General features: G+C 54.1%; 21 protein-coding genes. 6 read left to right on the forward strand and 15 right to left on the reverse strand.

Features of this window, described 5'->3' with window-relative positions; genetic code table 11:
- Nucleotides 1-45: 45 nt before the first annotated feature.
- From nagZ to E0L35_RS22595, 3 genes are all read right to left on the reverse strand, one after another.
- Nucleotides 46-1,083, reverse strand: a complete 1,038-nt coding sequence (gene nagZ / locus E0L35_RS22585) for a beta-N-acetylhexosaminidase (RefSeq protein ID WP_022523254.1) — start codon at nt 1,081-1,083, stop codon at nt 46-48.
- A 63-nt stretch (nt 1,084-1,146) separates the two neighbouring features.
- A complete protein-coding gene (locus E0L35_RS22590) occupies nt 1,147-1,683 on the reverse strand; it encodes a L,D-transpeptidase (protein WP_022523253.1) in 537 nt (178 codons plus the stop codon).
- The gene (locus E0L35_RS22595; RefSeq protein ID WP_022523252.1) at nt 1,661-2,353 is read right to left on the reverse strand and encodes a TetR/AcrR family transcriptional regulator; all 693 of its coding nucleotides are present in this window, start codon (nt 2,351-2,353) and stop codon (nt 1,661-1,663) included. The genes E0L35_RS22590 and E0L35_RS22595 overlap by 23 nt, the downstream gene beginning before the upstream one ends.
- A 267-nt stretch (nt 2,354-2,620) precedes the next feature.
- Here E0L35_RS22595 and lexA point away from each other — a divergent pair, with 267 nt between their 5' ends.
- A complete protein-coding gene (gene lexA, locus E0L35_RS22600; protein WP_022523251.1) occupies nt 2,621-3,301 on the forward strand; it encodes a transcriptional repressor LexA in 681 nt (226 codons plus the stop codon).
- Nucleotides 3,302-3,309: 8 nt separating this feature from the next.
- On the opposite strand, the gene E0L35_RS22605 is transcribed toward lexA, so the two are convergent.
- Nucleotides 3,310-3,981, reverse strand: a complete 672-nt coding sequence (locus tag E0L35_RS22605; RefSeq protein WP_022523250.1) for an energy-coupling factor ABC transporter permease — start codon at nt 3,979-3,981, stop codon at nt 3,310-3,312.
- A 24-nt stretch (nt 3,982-4,005) separates the two neighbouring features.
- Complete coding sequence (gene purU / locus E0L35_RS22610; protein ID WP_009286925.1) at nt 4,006-4,860, reverse strand: formyltetrahydrofolate deformylase; 855 nt, start codon at nt 4,858-4,860, stop codon at nt 4,006-4,008.
- A gap of 230 nt (nt 4,861-5,090) precedes the next feature.
- Between purU and E0L35_RS22615 the strand changes: the two genes are divergently transcribed.
- Complete coding sequence (locus E0L35_RS22615; RefSeq protein WP_138801495.1) at nt 5,091-6,701, forward strand: ribonuclease J; 1,611 nt, start codon at nt 5,091-5,093, stop codon at nt 6,699-6,701.
- A 217-nt stretch (nt 6,702-6,918) separates the two neighbouring features.
- Here E0L35_RS22615 and moaE read toward each other — a convergent pair whose 3' ends face one another.
- The 10 genes from moaE to E0L35_RS22665 all read right to left on the reverse strand — a co-directional run bounded on the left by moaE (nt 6,919) and on the right by E0L35_RS22665 (nt 14,813).
- The gene (gene moaE / locus E0L35_RS22620; protein WP_223827940.1) at nt 6,919-7,386 is read right to left on the reverse strand and encodes a molybdopterin synthase catalytic subunit MoaE; all 468 of its coding nucleotides are present in this window, start codon (nt 7,384-7,386) and stop codon (nt 6,919-6,921) included.
- A gap of 2 nt (nt 7,387-7,388) precedes the next feature.
- Nucleotides 7,389-8,186, reverse strand: a complete 798-nt coding sequence (gene moaC / locus E0L35_RS22625) for a cyclic pyranopterin monophosphate synthase MoaC (RefSeq protein ID WP_138801488.1) — start codon at nt 8,184-8,186, stop codon at nt 7,389-7,391.
- Nucleotides 8,187-8,190: 4 nt separating this feature from the next.
- Entirely contained in the window at nt 8,191-8,784 is a 594-nt protein-coding gene (gene mobB, locus E0L35_RS22630) for a molybdopterin-guanine dinucleotide biosynthesis protein B (protein ID WP_138801489.1), read from the reverse strand.
- 70 nt (nt 8,785-8,854) lie between these two features.
- Nucleotides 8,855-10,087 carry a uracil-xanthine permease family protein gene (locus E0L35_RS22635; protein ID WP_138801490.1) on the reverse strand — a complete coding sequence of 411 codons (1,233 nt, stop codon included), beginning with the start codon at nt 10,085-10,087 and terminating at the stop codon, nt 8,855-8,857.
- An 87-nt stretch (nt 10,088-10,174) separates the two neighbouring features.
- The gene (gene upp, locus E0L35_RS22640; RefSeq protein WP_009286930.1) at nt 10,175-10,804 is read right to left on the reverse strand and encodes a uracil phosphoribosyltransferase; all 630 of its coding nucleotides are present in this window, start codon (nt 10,802-10,804) and stop codon (nt 10,175-10,177) included.
- 95 nt (nt 10,805-10,899) lie between these two features.
- Nucleotides 10,900-11,583: a uracil-DNA glycosylase gene (gene ung, locus E0L35_RS22645; RefSeq protein ID WP_009286931.1), complete on the reverse strand. Its 684-nt coding sequence runs from the start codon at nt 11,581-11,583 to the stop codon at nt 10,900-10,902.
- A 2-nt stretch (nt 11,584-11,585) separates the two neighbouring features.
- Nucleotides 11,586-12,065, reverse strand: coding sequence for a xanthine phosphoribosyltransferase (gene gpt / locus E0L35_RS22650; protein ID WP_009286932.1), 480 nt, complete (start codon nt 12,063-12,065; stop codon nt 11,586-11,588).
- Between the two features lie 6 nt (nt 12,066-12,071).
- Nucleotides 12,072-12,617, reverse strand: coding sequence for an adenine phosphoribosyltransferase (locus tag E0L35_RS22655; RefSeq protein ID WP_022523244.1), 546 nt, complete (start codon nt 12,615-12,617; stop codon nt 12,072-12,074).
- 39 nt (nt 12,618-12,656) lie between these two features.
- Nucleotides 12,657-13,955 carry an NCS2 family permease gene (locus E0L35_RS22660; RefSeq protein WP_009286934.1) on the reverse strand — a complete coding sequence of 433 codons (1,299 nt, stop codon included), beginning with the start codon at nt 13,953-13,955 and terminating at the stop codon, nt 12,657-12,659.
- A gap of 228 nt (nt 13,956-14,183) precedes the next feature.
- Nucleotides 14,184-14,813 carry a riboflavin synthase gene (locus E0L35_RS22665; RefSeq protein WP_022523243.1) on the reverse strand — a complete coding sequence of 210 codons (630 nt, stop codon included), beginning with the start codon at nt 14,811-14,813 and terminating at the stop codon, nt 14,184-14,186.
- A gap of 565 nt (nt 14,814-15,378) precedes the next feature.
- On the opposite strand from E0L35_RS22665, the gene E0L35_RS22670 reads away from it, so the two are divergent.
- The 4 genes from E0L35_RS22670 to E0L35_RS22685 all read left to right on the forward strand — a co-directional run bounded on the left by E0L35_RS22670 (nt 15,379) and on the right by E0L35_RS22685 (nt 18,548).
- Entirely contained in the window at nt 15,379-16,437 is a 1,059-nt protein-coding gene (locus E0L35_RS22670) for a methionine ABC transporter ATP-binding protein (RefSeq protein ID WP_022523241.1), read from the forward strand.
- The gene (locus E0L35_RS22675) at nt 16,418-17,071 is read left to right on the forward strand and encodes a methionine ABC transporter permease (RefSeq protein ID WP_022523240.1); all 654 of its coding nucleotides are present in this window, start codon (nt 16,418-16,420) and stop codon (nt 17,069-17,071) included. Before E0L35_RS22670 ends, E0L35_RS22675 begins: the two co-directional genes overlap by 20 nt.
- Before the next feature lie 102 nt (nt 17,072-17,173).
- Nucleotides 17,174-17,965: a MetQ/NlpA family ABC transporter substrate-binding protein gene (locus tag E0L35_RS22680; protein WP_138801491.1), complete on the forward strand. Its 792-nt coding sequence runs from the start codon at nt 17,174-17,176 to the stop codon at nt 17,963-17,965.
- A gap of 97 nt (nt 17,966-18,062) precedes the next feature.
- Nucleotides 18,063-18,548, forward strand: coding sequence for a GAF domain-containing protein (locus tag E0L35_RS22685; RefSeq protein ID WP_138801492.1), 486 nt, complete (start codon nt 18,063-18,065; stop codon nt 18,546-18,548).
- The last annotated feature ends 130 nt before the right edge of the window (nt 18,549-18,678 follow it).

The raw sequence follows: 18,678 nt of genomic DNA on the forward strand, positions 1-18,678 counted from the left end.
AAGAGATTTATTCAGCGCTGGGCTTACTCTGCTTCCGCACTGGGCTTACTCGGCTTCTGCGCTGAACTGGGGCTTATCCGCTAGCGCTTCCAGCTTAGCGTGAGTACGACGCCAACGGCCCAATGCACTCAGCGCATCTAGGTCTGGGCGCGCACGGCTATAGCGCAACTTAGCGGGGCGCTTAGAATTGATTCCGTGGCATGCCTCCATCACTTCAAGCGCGGAGGCTCGGTCATTACATACCAGCAGCATATCGCAGCCTGCTGCCAGCGCTGCCTGGGCACGCGCTTTGGGGTCTCCCGCCTCGTGGGCGCCGGCCATACTCAGGTCATCTGAAAAAATGCAGCCTTTGAAGCCTAGCGATTCCCGCAGCATGCCCAACCAGTTGGGTGAAAAGCCTGCTGGGCGCGTATCAAAAGCACTATAAATAACGTGTGCAGGCATAATCCCATCTAACTGTGAAGCTAACTGGGTAAAGGGCACAAGATCGTGCTGTTTCATCACTTCTAGCGGGCGATCGTCTATCGGCAATGCAACGTGTGAGTCCGCCGCGACACCACCGTGGCCGGGAAAGTGCTTACCCACAGCGGCCATACCGGCATCGTGAAGCCCCTGAATAAATGCATTGCCCAGCTGGGCTACGTGCTGTGGGTCACTGCTGAAACTACGATCACCAATAACGCTGGATAGACCGCTCTCCACATCAAGTACCGGGGCGAAGCTCAGATCCAGACCGCAGGCAGCCATCTCCATCCCTAACAACCAGCCGGCATCTTTAGCTAACGCCAGCCCCTCTCCCTGGGCAGCGCGGTAACACTCGCCGATACGCGCCATGGCAGGCAGGCGTGTTAACCCCTCTTTTATGCGCTGAACGCGACCGCCTTCTTGATCCACGGCAAGCAGTAAATCAGCACGCACACGGCGAATATCGCTGCAGAGCTTGCGAACCTGATAGCCATTTTCAACGTTGCGGGCAAACAAAATTACGCCCCCTACCGTCGGTTCTAGCAGCAAGCGTTTTTCTGCAGCCGTCAATTTTGGGCCTTCAAGGTCAAGCATGACCGGGCCTAACGGTTGAGTCATCGTGATAGGTCCATGAAAAGGGGCGATGATTCTAGACGATCGTCTAGCGGTGTCAAAATCTGATCAGTCAAAGGACTGGCGTCCACCGTGCAACCAAACAGGGGTGCCCGGCAACGCTAACGAAAAGATATAGAGCAAATCACTATTGCGTAAACGAATACAGCCGTGGGACGCAGCAACGCCCATGGGCTCGTCAGGCGGCGTCCCGTGCAGGTAAATATAGCGCCGTTGCGAGTCCACCTGACCACCGCGGTTCACGCCCTTTTCCAAGCCACACAGCCACAGTATGCGGGTCAGAATCCAGTCACGCTCTGGATGCTCTTCGGCGAGTTCGGGCGAAAATGTCTCGCCCGTCCAGCGGCGACCTCGAAACACCGCATTTTCGGGCATATCACCGCCAATGGCCGCGCGCACATAGTGCCACCCGCGAGGGGTTTTACCACTGCCGTTGCGCTCCCCGCTTCCGGCAGCACCGGATGAAATAGAACACTCATGGAGCACTTTTGGCCCTCGCCAACAGCGCAGCAACTGTTCGGTAGTATCAATCTCCAGCCAGATATGTTCCGTTGGAGGTAGCTCAGCTAGCGTAGGAGTTCGCATGTTTTCCTTCTTCTGGCTTGGCACCGTCAAGGGCTATGGGTAACGGCGCATTCATAGCAGCCACCACTACCGGGAGCAATCGCCTGACCAAATCACGCACAGAGACCTGCTCGTGGTAATCCTTCTCCGCGATATCGCGTAGCGCATCGAGGCCAGACAAGGTAAAGATTACCGTGCCGAGCACAAAGTGTAGCCGCCAAAAACGCTCGGCGTCAGGCAGATCCGGCGTTGCTTTGCGCACAAGCTCGGTGAAGCGTGTAAACACATCGCCATACTCTTCCTGGATATAACGTCTTAGATGTCCCTGTGCTTGACTGTAGGCAAGACCCAGCAGGCGCATAAACACTTTCAAACTATTGCGCTCGGCGGGCACCGCGAGAACGGTAGTTGCCATGGTCTCGAGCAGTGTTTCCAGCGGGATAACGCGCCCGGCGTGTTGGCCCTCGAGCTCATCTAGAGCAGTATGAAAGCGCTGACTAAACGGATCCAGGTAGCGGGCAAAAACGGCCTGAATCAAGGCTTTTTTGGAACCAAAATGGTAATTAACAGCGGCTAAGTTAACCCGCGCTTTGCTAGTGATGTTGCGCAGCGAAGTTTCAGCAAAACCCCGCTCTGCAAACAGCACCTCGGCGGTGTCGAGTATACGGGTCACCGTATCAGATTGAGCCATGTCGCTCTCCAGGGAAACAGTTGTTTAAAACATAGCAAAATACTATGCCATAACGTAGGCGGGCTCAACGCTTGATTTATTGACAAAATGTGACGTATTAAATAAGCAGAAACTTAGTTTCAAACGATTAGAAAAATTGCATAGACATCGGCAATAGGCACTGACAAGCCATATACTGGACAGAGGAACATACTGTATACTTAAACACTTATTGATTAAGTCGACATTTAACTTGTTACTGTCTATTCACTATTTATGGAGTCTGGTATGTCGCGTCCGCTAACCGCTCGCCAACAGCACGTGTTTGATTTTATCGTTAAGACCATGGGCGAATTTGGCTACCCTCCTACCCGCGCCGAGATTGCCAAAGCACTTGGCTTCCGCTCACCCAATGCGGCTGAAGAGCACCTGCGCGCGCTGGAACGCAAAGGTGTTATTCGCATTATCCGCAACACCTCTCGCGGCATCCGCCTGCCCAACCAGGAACCTCAAGAAGTCCTGGATAGCGCAGTCACCGCCTTACCCACAACCAACGTGGAAGCCCCACCCACTGGCCTGCCTGTGATCGGGGAAGTAGCTGCCGGCAGCCCCATTTTGGCCGCCGAACATATTGATCGCTACTGCCCGCTACCGGCCGAGTACTTCACTCCCAAAGCTGACTATCTGCTGCGCGTACGCGGCCTTTCCATGAAGGATATTGGCATTTTGGAAGGTGATTTACTGGCGGTTCATCGCACTGACCGGGTTCGCGATGGCCAGATCGTGGTTGCCCGCCTGGACGATGAAGTAACGGTTAAACGCTTCAAACGCCAGGGGCACCAAGTGACGCTGTTTGCAGAGAACCCTGATTTTGCGCCCATTGAAATCGACCTGCGCTCTCAAGCGCTCGATATTGAAGGCGTTGGAGTCGGCGTAATTCGTGGTGGCAACGGCCAGGCACTCGGCTAATAAATCCGCTACTGCAGGTCGATATAGCGGTGGTCATTGAAGGTGGCCACCCAGTTTGGGTGATAGACCAGCAGGATGCTCAGCAGCATGCCAGTAATAAATGCCTCTGAAGGCATTAGCAGTGGTAAAAAACGCGCATACTCCTGGGCGAGATAGATCGCCTCAGGGTCTGTACCCGCGACGATAATCAGCACTACCGCCGCCAAGCCTCCTCCCAGCGTTGCCAGCGCCGCGCCAAAAAAGCCGCAGGCAAACAGAAATACCATCAAGTTATCCGGCAGGCGGCGATCTACCAGCCGCCATACCGTGCCAATAACGGCCGCCGGGACGATCCCGGTAACCAGCACATTTGCCCCCAGCAACATCCACTCATTGCTGCCAATCACCACCATGGCAATGTTGATCAGCACGTTGCTAATCAGCGCTAATGGCGCTTTAAAAACGAGTGTCATCAATACTGTAAAAACAAGGTGTAGCGTTAGCCAATCAACAGCCTGGGCACGAAGCTGCCACATCAGCATCACCGCCAGCGTAGCACCCAGCCAGCGGTGCTGAAGCGCTGAATCCGCTATCAACACCTGCCAGGGCCGCCCCCAAAGCGCCCATGCGATCACTGCTAACGAGAGTAGCCAGGTGAGCAGCAGCGCCCAGGGCGCTAATACACTTTGCGCGAATGACATGGCTGCCTCTCAGGTTGATGAGCGTTAGCTAAATACCACTGTCTTGTTACCGTGCACCAGCACGCGGTCTTCCAAGTGCCAGCGCAAACCGCGAGCGAGCACGGCTTTTTCTACATCACGTCCAAAGCGCACTAAATCCGTGGGTGTATGGCAGTGGCTAACGCGATGGATATCCTGTTCGATGATAGGGCCTGCGTCGAGTTCCTCGGTCACATAGTGGCAGGTAGCGCCAATCAGCTTAACCCCCCGCTGGTAGGCCTGGTGGTAGGGCTTAGCCCCGGCAAAAGAGGGCAAAAAGCTGTGGTGAATATTGATCACTCGCCCCGCATAACGCGCGCACAGCTCAGGGGGCAGTATTTGCATATAGCGCGCCAGCACCACGCAGTCGGCGCGGGCACTGTCGATTTCGGCCTGAACCTTGGCAAACGATGCTTGCTTATTGTCGGGGTCGACCGGTACATGGTGATAAGGAATACCGTACCACTCCGTCAGCGAACGCATATCATCATGGTTGGAGATAACCCCGACAATGTCGCAATCCAGTTCCCCCGCCTGCCAGCGGTAAAGTAGATCTACCAAGCAATGTGACTCCCGCGACACCATCAGCACTACGCGCCTACGCTGCTGGGTATCCACCAGCGACCACTGCATATTGAATTCGCTGGCTATCGGTTCAAATGCCGCGCTCAGCGCTTCCGCCGACATACCTACCGAATCCGCCAGAATTTCGTAGCGCATAAAAAAGCAGCCGGTTTCTAAATCGGAGTGCTGGCTGGCTTCGGTAATGGAGCCGCCCTGCTGGGCAATAAAGCTCGATACCCGTGCAACAATACCCACCCGGTCAGGACAGGAAACTACTAAACGATAATAATGAGACATGTGAGCTACTCTTGACCTATTGCTAAGTTAATTATGACAAACCAGCGGCTTAGGTCGCATAGTGTATCGGAAGGCCATGGATGATTGTTAGCTGCCCCTGCCTTCCCGTATAGTTAAGTCACTACTTTTTAGGTTTTTCATAACAGATGCATTCACCACGCGTTCAAATTCGTCCCCGTCGTCGTCCACCGCTGCGCATGTTGCCGCTGGGGGGATGCGGTGAGATTGGAATGAATCTAACGCTATACGGCTATGACGATCACTGGATAGCCGTGGACTGCGGCATGATGATCCGCCAGGATCTTCCCAACTCGCCACTGCAGGTACCCAATCTTGATACGCCGAAAGCACTAGAGATCGTGCCCAAAGCGCTATTTATCACCCATGGTCACGAAGACCACATTGGTGCCGCAGCCTGGCTATGGCCGATGTGGAACTGCCCCATTTACGCCACCCCGCTGGCGGCAGGCCTGTTGCGGCTAAAATTTGCCGAGCATCAGCTTAGCAGTGCGGCTATCCATGTCATTGAACCTGGCGAGGCCCTAGAGAGCGGGCCATTCACGCTGCGCTATTTACTTTTAACCCACTCCATTCCCGAAAGCTGTGCGCTAATAATGATGGCCGGTGGCTATCGCGTTTTACATACCGGCGACTGGAAACTCGATCCTGAACCGATTATCGGCACGCCGATCAGTGCAGCCCTCTTCAAGTCCCTTGCCCCGGTTGACTTGGTAGTGGGCGATTCCACTAACGCCCCCATGCCCGGGCACTCCGGCAGCGAGGGGGACGTCGCCCGCGCCCTGACAAAAACCCTCAGCAACTGCCAGGGCCGGGTGGTGGTCTCCTGCTTTGCCAGTAACCTTGCCCGGGTGTTAGCGATAGGGCGCGCCGCTCAGAAGTGTGGCCGACGCATTAGCTTGATGGGCCGTTCAATGGAGCGCATGGTCAGCGTTGCCCGGGGGCTCGGCTATATGGATGATTTACCGCCGCTGGTGCCCAATCATGACCTAGGCTACCTCCCCCCGGATGAAGTGGTGATTATCGCCACCGGCAGCCAGGGCGAACCCCGTGCTGCGCTACAGCGTCTCGCCCAGGGTCGCCACCCTTTTGTGGATCTTCAGCCGGGCGATAACGTTATTTTTTCGGCTAAAGCCATTCCTGGCAATGAACGCCCCATTGAACAGCTTAAAAAGCGTTTGGCGCACTTAGGTGTCAACCTCTACGACGAGTTCAACCACCCTGAGCTGCACGCTACCGGGCACCCCGCCCAGGATGAACTGATCAAGCTGTATCAGTGGGTCAGGCCAAAACATCTCATACCGGTGCATGGCGAAGCACGCCATCAGCAGGCTCATCAGACTATTGCCAAACAGCTAGGCATTAGCGCTCCATTGGCGCCGGTGAACGGCGATCTAATTTGCTTTGACAGTCACGGGCTGCGCTGTGAGTCGCGCTATCCGCAGCCGCCCTGCATAGTCAGTCAAAACAGCGTGGTGCCCCATCCTGGTCTTGACGTGCACGACGCCAACAAGGCCCGTCGCGGTAGCTTATACTTAGCGCTGCCAGTGACGGCGACTGACACTGGATGGGCGCGTATTGGCCGTTTGATGCTGGATGCCTCGGGGGCCAGCCCGCTGGATGAAGATAGCTTTAATGATTGGCTGGATGATCAGCTTGAGGAGATTGCAGCAGAGACGCTTGCCGACTTGCGCCAAGCATTACAGCCTCGCATGGTTCAGTGGCTGGCGGAGCATATGCAGCACCTGCCCGACGTGCATCTACAGATTATGGCCGCCGAAATGCCAGAACCTGCTGCGTATGAAAGTGCCGCTAACCGTTAGAGCGGCATCATTCAACGACGGCTATAAAACCCAGATTGCTTCACTGCGTTCGCAATGACAGTTTCGTGTCACCGCGAGGAGCCTTCTTATTATGTCATTGCGAGGAGCGCAGCGACGCGGCAATCTCAACCAGCGGTGGCGCCTACCCCCGAGATTGCTTCACTGCGTTCGCAATGACAGTTTCGTGTCAGTGCAACGAGCACAGTGACGCGGCACTTCACTCCCACCGCGCTGCGTCCTGTTGATCAGAGTGACGCTCTTTGACCCAATACTCGCCCTGGGCAGAGTGCTCTTTCTTCCAGAAAGGCGCCTGGGTTTTCAGGTAATCCATAATAAAATCGCAGGCTTCGAACGCCTCACGCCGGTGTGCGCTGGCTACGAGTACGCGCACAATCGGATCGCCTGGTCCCAGGTAACCGACACGATGAATAATCCGCACCGCTTGGAGCGACCAGCGCTGCCAAGCCTGTTCACCAATCTCCGTCAGCGTACGCTCGGTCATGCCCGGGTAGTGTTCCAGCGTTAACCCTGTGACGTCCGGCGTTTCATTAAAATCACGCACTAAGCCGGTAAAACACACCACCGCGCCAATATCACTACGCCCCGCCAAGGCATCGTCATAGCCGTAGTCCATTGGAAACGGGGCTGCTTGAATCGTTACTTTAATATCCAGCTTATTATCCACCCTCACCCCCCTGTTACTGGCGGGAAAAACGCCACTTCGTCATCATCGGTCACTAACGCCTCGTCATTGGCCATGACCTGATTAATCGCACACAGCGTACGCCGGTCGGTGAGTTGTTTAAAGCGACTATCCTGCTCGGCCAGCGCGGCTTTTAATCCACTAATGTCGCGGCTAGCCAGTTGATCGAGGCTCACGACGGTCTCACTTTCGCCTACCCGCTCGCGCAGTTCGGCTAAAAACTTAACCCGCACACAGGGTGAAGGGCAGCGCTCCCCCAAGCTGACTTCTCCGGCTACGCCGTCACCGGTAACAATCGGCGCCTGGGTGCTCATACGTTGGTAGTCGCCACGCTGACCACCTTGCTTGCTCTCGAGTTGTATAGCCTCGATACGCATACCTTTATCGACCGCTTTGCACATATCGTAAAGCGTCAAACAGGCTACCGAGACAGCGGTAAGGGCTTCCATTTCGACCCCGGTGCATCCATTCAAGCGACACAGCGAGGTCACATGAACGCAGGATTCGGCCACATCAATATCGAACTCAACAGAAACCTTGGAGAGCGCCAGTGAGTGACAGAGAGGAATCAGCTCATGAGTACGTTTGGCCGCCTGGATACCAGCGATACGCGCGGTGGCCAACACATCGCCCTTGGGCAGTTCACCATCGCTAAGTAATTTCAGCGTTTCAGGCTGCATTATAATGCGCCCGGAGGCGACTGCTTCGCGGCGGGTTTCCAGCTTATCGCCGACGTCCACCATATTGGCTTCGCCACGGGTATTAAGGTGGGTCAGATGCATGTTGTCACCATTGCTGTTTTGAAGACATATGTTTTGAAGACGTATTTTTTGAAGACATCGTATCGTTTTTAGCGCTTAACCAGGTTACTACCCATTGTGCAACCGCTTCGCTATCGTCTAGATCTAACTGAGCCACCGAAGCCGCCAGGTCGATAGGCGGTGGCGCACTGAGAGCGACTGCCTCAACCCATCGGCCGGTTAAAATATCCACATCGCCAATCCCTTCGCGGTATAGCACCAGCTTGGGAATCGGCCAAGCCTTGAAGCCTTCGACAATCACCAGGTCAGGTTTGTGCGGCACCATCATGGCAATTAGCTGGGCTAAATCAGGCTCTTCCTGGTCAGGGGTTTCCTGCATCAGCGCAAAGCGCTGACGGGAAGCCACCAGTATCGGGGCGGCACCTGCGCTACGCAGCTTATAGCTATCCTTGCCGGGCTGGTCGACATCAAACGAGTGGTGAGCATGCTTGATGACAGCGACGCTCAAGCCATACTCCCTTAATCGTGGCAGCAGCTTTTCTAGCAGCGTCGTTTTTCCGGTACCGCTCCAGGCAGCAATCCCCAGTATGGGAAAAGGTGCGGTTAGTTCGTTTTCCATGCTGCCTAAACTCCTGATGATCACTCACGCTACCATTCTAACGATTCACACAGCGTTATAGAGGATGACTCTACTCGCCCTCTTGCTCACGGGGTAATAGCCAGTTCAACGCAATACCCACCAAAGCGGCCAGGCTAACGCCCTGCAGCGTAAACTGGCCTCCACCAAACTGCATGCCGCCAATCCCGAACACCAGTATCAGCGAAACCACGACCAAGTTGCGCGGCGCCGTCAGCGACTGTCCTGCACGTACCAGTGTGTTCATACCGACCACCGCAATGGAGCCAAACAACAGCGTCATTATACCGCCCATTACCGGGCCAGGAATGGTCTGCAGCAACGCGCCAAGCTTGGACACAAACGCCAGCACAATGGCAATAATCGCGGCAACAATCATGTACTTGGGATTAAATGCCCGAGTAAGCGTTACCGCCCCGGTGACTTCCGAGTAAGTAGTATTCGGCGGCCCGCCGAACAGCGCTGCTACGCTGGTCGCCAGCCCATCGCCTAACAGAGTTCGATGCAGGCCAGGCTTTTCCAGGTAGTTTTTGCGGGTCACCGAACCAATGGCCACCATATCACCAATGTGTTCTACCGCTGGGGCAATCGCGACCGGAATCATAAACAGAATGGCAGCCCAGTGAAAACTGGGTGCGGTAAAGCTGGGTATCGATAACCACGCCGCCTCATGCACTGGCGTAAAGTCGACTACCCCCATCAGCAACGCTAAAAAATAGCCGGTGATAATGCCCCCCATAATCGGCACTAGGCGAAGTAGCCCGCGACCAAAAACGGCCAACACAAGCGTGACTAGCAAGCTGGTCATTGATAAGAAAATCGCCGCGCCATAGCCGATATTGTCGCTGGTTTCACCGGTCGCCATACTTACGGCCACCGGCGCCAGCGCCAGGCCAATCACCATAATCACCGGCCCCACCACCACAGCGGGCAGCAAGCGATGCAGCCAAGCGGTGCCTTTTAAGCGCACAACCTGAGAGATCGCCACATAGACCAGCCCCGCTGCCATTAGCCCGCCCATGGTTGCCGAAACGCCAAAGCTCGCCACAGAGCCTTGAATAGGCGCTATAAAGGCAAACGATGAGGCTAAAAACACCGGCACGCTCTGCTTGGTGACCCCATGAAATACCAAGGTTCCCACCCCAGCCGTGAACAGCGCAACGCTTGGGTCGAGTCCTGTCAAAAGCGGTACTAACACCAAGGCGCCAAACGCCACAAATAGCATTTGTGCGCCGGTTAAAATGACTTTTGGCCACGACTCAGCCTGACTGGCAGCTTCACGCATAAGTGAATTCCTAGTGATTATTCGATTGTAGGTGTGCAAAAAAATGCCCCTGACGCTAAGCGTAAGGGGCAATCAATATAAGGACGCTTAGCGCGTTCCGAAAATCTTATCGCCAGCGTCACCTAATCCGGGGACGATGTAGCCATTTTCGTCGAGGCGGTCATCGATTGAGGCGGTGTAAATTTCAATATCGGGGTAAGCGTCCTGCACCCGCTTGATACCTTCAGGGGCCGCGACGAGCACAATCACCTTCATATGCTCACAGCCACGCTCACGCAGCATATCCAGTGTTGCGACCATCGAACCACCGGTGGCCAGCATGGGATCTATCACGATCGCCATGCGCTCTTCGATATCGTTGGCAAACTTGGCAAAGTAAGGCACCGGTTGCAGCGTCTCTTCATCACGATACAGACCTACGACGCTAACCCGTGCACTCGGGATTAGATCCGTTACGCCTTCCAGCATGCCGAGCCCGGCACGCAGAATCGGTACGACGGTGACTTTTTTACCTTTTAATCGGCGCGTTGCAATTGGCTCACCGTTCCATCCCTGGATTTCATGATCTTCCAGTTCAAGACCTTTGGTTGCTTCATAGGTCAGCAGCTTGGCGACTTCACCTGCCAGTTCACGAAAGCTCTTAGTGCTCAGGTCAACTTCGCGCATCAGACCCAGCTTATGTTGTACAAGCGGATGGTTAATGGCGTAAACACTCATGGGACTTCCTCACTGCAGGGGATTCAGAATGGCAACCAAAGTTGCATCAACTAGGCACAAAATTGCGCGTATTCTACCCGCAACCACTTACGAGGTTAAGGGGTTTCAGGCAATTGCCATTCGATAGGTGCTCGCCCTTGCGCCTGAAGAAATTGATTGGCTTGGGAAAAATGCCGGGTACCAAAAAAGCCCCGATGCGCAGAGAGCGGTGATGGGTGCGGGGCTTCCAGTATTAAATGGCGCCTTTGGTCGATTAACGCCTTCTTCTGGCGCGCATGACTGCCCCACAGCAGAAACACACACGGCGGCGCGTGCTGGCTGACGGTTTCAATCGCGCGGTCAGTGAAGGGCTCCCATCCCTTACCGCGATGAGATGCCGCATTGCCCTGCTCCACAGTCAGCGAAGTGTTTAACAACAACACACCCTGCTTGGCCCATGCTTCCAGATGGCCGTGGCGCACGGGGGTAAAACCAACATCAGTGGCCAACTCCTTGTAGATATTGACCAGCGACGGTGGCACGGGTACGCCGGGCTGCACGGAAAAGCATAAACCGTGAGCCTGATTGGGCCCGTGATAGGGATCCTGGCCTAAAATAACCACCTTCACTTCGTTCAACGGGGTCAGTTCAAAGGCACGAAACCACTGCGTTGAGTGGGGATATATGATCTTCTTCGCAGCTTTTTGCTGCGCCAAAAAATCTTTTAGCGCCAGCATATAGTCAGCCTGAAACTCATTACCCAGCCACTGACTCCAATCGTCGGGAAGTGGATTGGCCATTATTACCTCTTCATTTGATCAACAAGCGGCTCAACGTATGCAACACCCATATCCCAGGGGAACTGAATCCAGCACTGCTGGGCAACTTCGGTCAGGTATTGATCCACCAAGGGACGACCATCCGGCTTGGCATAGATAGTCACAAAGTGAGCTTTAGGCAGCATTTTACGTACTGCCCGCGCTGTTTTGCCAGTATCCACCAAGTCATCGACCAGCAACCAACCTTCACCGTCATGATCGACGCCCTTCATGATATCCAGGCCACCCTGATCCATATGGTCGTAGCTTTTAATACACACGGTATCGATCAGCCGGATATTAAGCTCCCGAGCAATCAGCGCGGCGGGAATTAAACCGCCGCGGGTAATCGCTACGATGCCTTTAAAATCACGCTCGATCATTTGATGGCATAAGGTGCGCACATCGCGGTGCAACTGATCCCAGGAGACAGTGAAGTGTTGGTGGTAGCGATCGCTGCTCATGGGGCATTACTCGTCTTCGTTGAAAGAACAAACTGCGAATACACTGAAACCAGCATCGCGAATTTTCTGCGATCCGCCCAGCTCGGGCAGATCAATAATGGTGGCGGTCTCAACCACCTGACCACCGCTGCGCTGAATGAGGTTGGCCGCGGCCAGCATGGTGCCGCCGGTGGCGATCAGGTCATCCATCAGCAGGATACGGTCATCTTTCTGGAACGCATCGGAGTGCAACTCCACCTCTGAATGTCCGTACTCCAGCTTATAAGTCTCGCTGATGGTCTTGAAAGGCAGCTTGCCCTTCTTACGCACCGGTACAAAGCTGCAACCCAACTCATAAGCGAGCGGCGCACCAATAATAAAGCCACGCGCATCAATGGCCGCGATGGCATCCAGGTTCATTTCCTGATAGCGGTGAACGAAGCTATCGATCAGCTTGCGAAAGGCCGCGCTATTTTGCAGCAACGGGGTGATGTCGCGAAAGTTCACGCCCTGTTCAGGCCAATCGGGAACCGTGCGAATGACGGACTTAATGTAGTCGCCGTAGATGCTCATCGCGTCTCTCATTGAGTAATAAAAAGTGGTAATGATCAATCAAACCAAGAAAAGGTATCTTGTCGCAAACAGCAACGCCAAAATAATCACCGCCGGATTCAGGTCGGCAAAACGGCCCGACAACGCCTTGATCGCTACATAGCTAATAAAGCCAAGCGCAATACCTTCGGCAATCGAGAACGTCAGCGGCATCGCCAGGGCGGCAATCAGTACCGGCGCGGCGTCGGTGGGGTCTTCCCAGTTCGCGTGAGCCAAACTTCCTGCCATCAATACCGCCACATACAGCAGCGCACCTGCGGTAGCGTAGGCCGGAATAGAACCCGCCAGCGGAGCGAAGAACAGGCTGATCAGGAACAGAACACCAACCACTACCGCCGTTAACCCAGTACGGCCACCCGAAGCGATACCCGCCGTCGATTCAATGTAGCTTGTGGTGGTGGAAGTACCCAAGGCGGCACCCGCCATTGACGCGGTGCTGTCGGCCATCATGGCGCGACCAATGCGCGGTAACTTGCCATCCTTGTCCAACAGCTTGCCGCGGTGAGCAACGCCTACCAGGGTGCCGGAGGTATCAAATAGATCCACAAACAGGAAGGCAAAGATCACGCTAAGCATCGCCACATCCAGCGCGCCCATCAAATCCATCGCCATAAAGGTAGGTGCAATAGAGGGTGGCATCGACATCAGGCCCCCATACTCATTATGGCCGAGCACCATTGCAACAATAGTAATCCCCAAAATCCCGATCATGACGGCACCAGTCACTCGCAAGTAAGAGAGCGCGGTAATCACAAAGAAGCCCAGCAGCGCATAAATAGCCGCGGGTTGGGAAAGATCACCTAAGGAAACAAAGGTCGCGGGGTTGGCAACCACGATACCGGCGTTCTTAAGCGCTATCATTGCCAGGAAAAGGCCAATACCAGCGGCGATCCCCAACCGTAACGTCATAGGAATGGAGTTAATGATCCACTCGCGAATTTTAAAAATACTCAACAAGAAGAACGTTAGACCTGAGAAGAACACCGCCCCCAGCGCAGCTTCCCAGGTATAGCCCATCCCCAGAACCACGCCGTAGGTGAAAAAGGCATTCAAACCCATGCCTGGCGCCTGAGCTATCGGGTAGTTAGCCCACATCCCCATGACGAAACAGCCAATCGCTGCCGCTAGGCAAGTGGCGACGAACACTGCGCCGTAGTCCATCCCCGCTTCAGACAAAATGCTCGGGTTGACAAAGATGATATAGGCCATCGTCAGGAAGGTGGTGATCCCGGCGATAACTTCTGTCTTCACGTTGGTTTTGTGCTCGGAGAGCTTGAAATAGTTATCCAGAAGTTTCATGAATCTTTTTATCCTTAGCGCTAACGCCGCATGAGTATGCGTTCTGGTGCTGAGAAAAGCCGCACATACTACCGAAACGCTCGCTGTGATGCGAGCGCCTCAGCGTAGCGACCAATGTTGGCGGAAATCGCCCGCCGCCTAATGTCTAGCAATCTTTAGGCCATAAACTAACCGATCGGTCAACCCATTAACCAAAAAAGCTGATTATTGCCATTGCCGCGTCACTTACTAAACGCCGCTTTTTTGAGAAAGCACTCGCTCAACGGTTTCAACGATCACCTGGGTTTGCGGGTCAATTTCAATATTGACCTGATCCCCGGGGGCTCGATCCTGAAGCGTGGTACGCGACAGTGTCTCAGGAATTAAATTGACGCTGAACTCCACATCCCCACTTTCAGTGGGGCGTACATCCCCAATGGTCAAACTAATACCGTCCACCCCGATATAGCCCTTTTCAAACACGAATCGGCCTAGTCGTTCCGGCAGCGAAAACCATAGCCGACGGTTGTTGGGCGCCTCTTCGATGGCCACCACTTCTGCCATGGAAATGATGTGGCCTGACATGGAGTGTCCGCCTATCTCATCACCAAAGCGCGCCGCGCGCTCTATATTGACGCATTGCCCAGGGGTGATTGCACCAAGATTAGTCAATCGCAGCGTTTCACGCATCAAATCAAAACTAACGCTATCCCCCTCTATGGCCGTTACCGTCAAGCAAACGCCGTTATGAGCAACAGACGCTCCGACCTCAAGCCCTTCGCGCATCGCGGGGGGCATTTCCAACACATGCACGCGAAAATCATCCAGCTCGCGTACCGCCACAACCCTGGCTACCCCTTGCACAATGCCAGTAAACATAAGGCGCTTTCTCCTCATCTAATAAAAAAGCCGTGTAATTCAAATAAGTCGTAAAGAGCAAGTAGCAAAAGCGCTCAATGAATGGCGCAAGCTTCCTACTGCTCCCTCACCGCCGTGCATTCTGCCTTGAGGGTTTCTTGATCCCGCCATTCTACGCCATTGACTTTTCTATGGCTGCTTTCAACTCAAGGTAACTTCATCCAGTTGCACATCTTTAAAAACGCACGCACAGAACTAAAAACTTAAATATTTATAAAAATCAGAAAATAATGCTGACTCGGCGACTTACAACATAAAATCAGATGGATAAAATTGACAAGGCAGCGACCTATCTCTAAAATTTTGCCGCAAATGTAATGACGCCGATTTGTACCCAGATTGCGGGCGTCCACCTAGTCTATGGCTTAGTATTTAGCCTACTGATTGAGTGAAGTGCAGCTAAACGGGTGTGTCCAGCGTTGATGGCCACCCATTGGGGTGGCCTTTTTTATTTTCTATTCGATACTGGCCCTCCCCCAGCTCGCATCCCGCACTCCGTCTTCGGCCTACCGTTAAGGCAGACGCTATGATTGAACTTAGCAACGTCAGTAAAACCTATTTCAGTAACAACAAGGGCAGCGGCGCAAATGCCGTCCATGCACTCAAAAATGCCACTCTCAGTGTGCCCAAAGGCACTATTCACGGCGTCATCGGCCTCTCCGGCGCAGGTAAATCAACGCTAATTCGCTGCGTTAATCTCTTAGAGCGCCCCACGAGCGGCAGCGTCACGGTCGATGGTCAGGAAATGACCCAGCTGAGTAACGCCGCGCTTAATCGTGCGCGTCACCGTATTGGCATGATTTTTCAACACTTTAATCTATTGACCACACGCACGGTGTTCGACAACGTTGCCCTGCCTCTAGAACTAATGGGGCAAAAACGCCACACCGTCCGCGATCGCGTTATTCCGCTCCTGGAGATGGTAGGCCTGGCAGATAAGGCCAACCAGTACCCTGCTCAGCTTTCCGGCGGTCAAAAACAGCGTGTGGCGATCGCCCGGGCGCTAGCCAGCAAGCCGCAGGTGTTGCTCTGTGATGAGGCAACCTCTGCGCTAGACCCACAAACCACCAGTTCAATACTGGAACTGCTGCGCGATATTAACCACCAACTGGGCATTACCATCCTGCTGATCACCCACGAGATGGAAGTGGTCAAATCGATTTGCCACCGGGTGAGTTTGATCTCGGACGGCGAACTGGTGGAAGACGCTGAAGTCGGCGACTTCTTTACCGCTCCGCGTACCCAGCTTGGTCGTGAGTTTCTTAACGACTTCCTCCAGCTAACACCGCCCAAAGAGCTGATTGAGAGACTCCTTGATGCCCCAGGCGAAAACACCCACCCTGTGGTACGCCTAACCTTCTCTGGCGATGCAGTCTCGACGCCGCTGATTTCCCGCCTTGCTCGAGAGTGCGGGGTCGATGTCAGCATTTTACAAGCAAAAGTAGAGTCGATTCAGGAGCGCACCCTGGGCCTTATGATTGCGGAACTACTCGGCTCTCCGACGCAAACCCAGCAAGCCATGCACTATCTCGAATCTCATCAACTGCAAGTGGAGGTACTCGGCCATGTCCAGCGCAATGATTGATCTCATTTTACAGGCCACGCTGGATACCCTTTATATGGTGGCCGTTTCAGGACTTATTTCTACCCTCGTCGGCTTGCCCCTTGGGGTAATGCTGTACGTTACACGCCCACGGCAAATATTGGCGAAGCCCGTACTTAATCAAGTACTGAGCATTATTACCAACGTTGGTCGCTCCATCCCGTTTATTATTTTGATGGTAGCGATCATTCCTTTTACGCGCATGTTGGTGGGCACCTCGATTGGCATTAATGCCGCGTCGGTACCGCTCACGATTGCCGCTATTCCGTTTGTCGCTCGGCTTGTCGAGGCTGCACTTAATGAAATCTCGCCAGGGTTAATTGAAGCCGCCCAAGCCATGGGCGCAACGCCTTGGCAAATTATTCGCAAGGTGCTGATTCCGGAAGCTCGCGGCGGGATCATGACGGGTTTAACCATTACCGTTGTCACGCTGGTAAGTTACTCCGCCATGGCCGGCGCAGTGGGCGGCGGCGGGCTCGGCGACTTAGGTATCCGCTACGGCTACAACCGCTTCAACCCAACCATCATGCTGATTACCGTGGTGATTTTGGTCGTCATGGTGCAGGGTTTTCAGAGCTTGGGCGACTACTTGGTACGCAAAAGCGATCGCAAATAGCCACTCGCTTATTTGTCATCCATTATAACCAAAATGCATTAGACAACGGTTTTTTATTGCCGCATCATTGCACCATCTATCAAAATGCCACTGGAGAGATTCATGCAAAAACTGATTATTGGCAGCCTTACCGCCCTGGCGCTTGCCGTCAACGTCGCCAATGCTGAAACGCGCAGCATCAAAATGGGCACCGTTGCGGGCCCTGAAACAGAAGTGATGGAAGTTGCGGCGCGCATTGCCAAAGAAGAGTACGACCTTAATGTAGAAATCATCGAGTTCACTGACTACGTTACCCCGAACGCAGCCCTTGCAGACGGCAGCCTAGATGCCAATGCCTACCAGCATGAACCCTATTTGCAGTCGATGGTCGACGATCGTGGCTATGACCTGGCAATCGCTGGTTACACCTTCGTATACCCGATTGGTGCTTACTCAGAAAAATACGACAGTATCGACGACCTGCCTGACGGCGCACAAATCGCACTGCCCAATGACCCTTCAAATGAAGGTCGCGCGCTGATCCTGATGCACAACGAAGGCCTGATCACCCTTAACGATCCAGAATTTCTCGAATCAACACCGATCGATATCGCTGAAAACCCCCGCGACTTCCGTTTCCGCGAAATTGAAGCCGCCCAGCTCCCCCGCGTGCTGCCCGATGTCGACATGGCGTTCATCAACAACACCTTCGCTCAGCCTGCTGGCCTAAGCCTGGATGACGCCTTGATCAAAGAGGGCCCCGAGTCTCCTTACGTCAACCTGATCGCGGTTCGCGGCGGTGACGAAGAGCGTGAAGAGATTCGTCAACTGGTCGACGCCTATCAGCGTGATGAAGTGATCGAGAAAGCCGAAGAACTATTCAAAGGCGCAGCAGTTCCTGGCTGGATCGAGTAATACCGCAAGCCATCAATAGATGACGTCAGGCCGACACGCATAGGTAACCCCAAATGCAAAAGTGTCGGCCTGTTGCGTTTGTAGCAAAGGATCCCTCATGCAAAACAGTGTTGACTACCCTCTTCTCAATCGACAGCTTGAAGCGCTGCTCGATACACGTGATTGGCTCACCAACAGCGCGCAAACCTGTGCGTTTATTCACCAACAGCTTAGCGACTTAAACTGGGTAGGCTTTTACCTTCAACGCCAGCCTGATGTGTTAGGTCTAGGCCCTTTTCAGGGGCAGCCCGCCTGCCACCCGATTCCCTTTAGCAAAGGCGTATGCGGCGCGGCTGCTCGCCAACAAACTACCCAGCGAGTGGACGACGTACACGCGGTTGCCGACCATATTGCCTGCGACGCCAACTCTCGCTCTGAACTGGTGATTCCCATCGTAGTCGATGGCAACCTATGGGGCGTACTGGATTTGGATAGCCCGCTGGAGGCGCGCTTCACACAACAAGACCAAGCAGGCATTGAGGCCCTGGTAGCAACGTTTATGCGCCAAACTGACCTGCCCGACCTAATTCAAAGAGCTAGTTAAAAGGGGTATACGGATTTAATGGTTGATGGGGCACCTTCACCCCATCAATCTGATACCACCCTCAGATGGTTGATAGATCGACTCCGTAGTTGAGTTCCTCTGCGAAGTCCGGCAGTCCGTAACCGATGGT

It is taken from the genome of Halomonas sp. ATBC28 (assembly GCF_005937175.1).
Taxonomy (GTDB): Bacteria; Pseudomonadota; Gammaproteobacteria; order Pseudomonadales; family Halomonadaceae; genus Vreelandella; species Vreelandella titanicae.

Bases quoted from the DNA above. Each gene is read 5' to 3' on its own strand.
- nagZ (WP_022523254.1), bottom strand. From the start codon at position 1,083: ATGACTCAACCGTTAGGCCCGGTCATGCTTGACCTTGAAGGCCCAAAA.
- E0L35_RS22590 (WP_022523253.1), bottom strand. From the start codon at position 1,683: ATGCGAACTCCTACGCTAGCTGAGCTACCTCCAACGGAACATATCTGG.
- E0L35_RS22595 (WP_022523252.1), bottom strand. From the start codon at position 2,353: ATGGCTCAATCTGATACGGTGACCCGTATACTCGACACCGCCGAGGTG.
- lexA (WP_022523251.1), top strand. From the start codon at position 2,621: ATGTCGCGTCCGCTAACCGCTCGCCAACAGCACGTGTTTGATTTTATC.
- E0L35_RS22605 (WP_022523250.1), bottom strand. From the start codon at position 3,981: ATGTCATTCGCGCAAAGTGTATTAGCGCCCTGGGCGCTGCTGCTCACC.
- purU (WP_009286925.1), bottom strand. From the start codon at position 4,860: ATGTCTCATTATTATCGTTTAGTAGTTTCCTGTCCTGACCGGGTGGGT.
- E0L35_RS22615 (WP_138801495.1), top strand. From the start codon at position 5,091: ATGAATCTAACGCTATACGGCTATGACGATCACTGGATAGCCGTGGAC.
- moaC (WP_138801488.1), bottom strand. From the start codon at position 8,186: ATGCATCTGACCCACCTTAATACCCGTGGCGAAGCCAATATGGTGGAC.
- mobB (WP_138801489.1), bottom strand. From the start codon at position 8,784: ATGGAAAACGAACTAACCGCACCTTTTCCCATACTGGGGATTGCTGCC.
- E0L35_RS22635 (WP_138801490.1), bottom strand. From the start codon at position 10,087: ATGCGTGAAGCTGCCAGTCAGGCTGAGTCGTGGCCAAAAGTCATTTTA.
- upp (WP_009286930.1), bottom strand. From the start codon at position 10,804: ATGAGTGTTTACGCCATTAACCATCCGCTTGTACAACATAAGCTGGGT.
- ung (WP_009286931.1), bottom strand. From the start codon at position 11,583: ATGGCCAATCCACTTCCCGACGATTGGAGTCAGTGGCTGGGTAATGAG.
- gpt (WP_009286932.1), bottom strand. From the start codon at position 12,065: ATGAGCAGCGATCGCTACCACCAACACTTCACTGTCTCCTGGGATCAG.
- E0L35_RS22655 (WP_022523244.1), bottom strand. From the start codon at position 12,617: ATGAGCATCTACGGCGACTACATTAAGTCCGTCATTCGCACGGTTCCC.
- E0L35_RS22660 (WP_009286934.1), bottom strand. From the start codon at position 13,955: ATGAAACTTCTGGATAACTATTTCAAGCTCTCCGAGCACAAAACCAAC.
- E0L35_RS22665 (WP_022523243.1), bottom strand. From the start codon at position 14,813: ATGTTTACTGGCATTGTGCAAGGGGTAGCCAGGGTTGTGGCGGTACGC.
- E0L35_RS22670 (WP_022523241.1), top strand. From the start codon at position 15,379: ATGATTGAACTTAGCAACGTCAGTAAAACCTATTTCAGTAACAACAAG.
- E0L35_RS22675 (WP_022523240.1), top strand. From the start codon at position 16,418: ATGTCCAGCGCAATGATTGATCTCATTTTACAGGCCACGCTGGATACC.
- E0L35_RS22680 (WP_138801491.1), top strand. From the start codon at position 17,174: ATGCAAAAACTGATTATTGGCAGCCTTACCGCCCTGGCGCTTGCCGTC.
- E0L35_RS22685 (WP_138801492.1), top strand. From the start codon at position 18,063: ATGCAAAACAGTGTTGACTACCCTCTTCTCAATCGACAGCTTGAAGCG.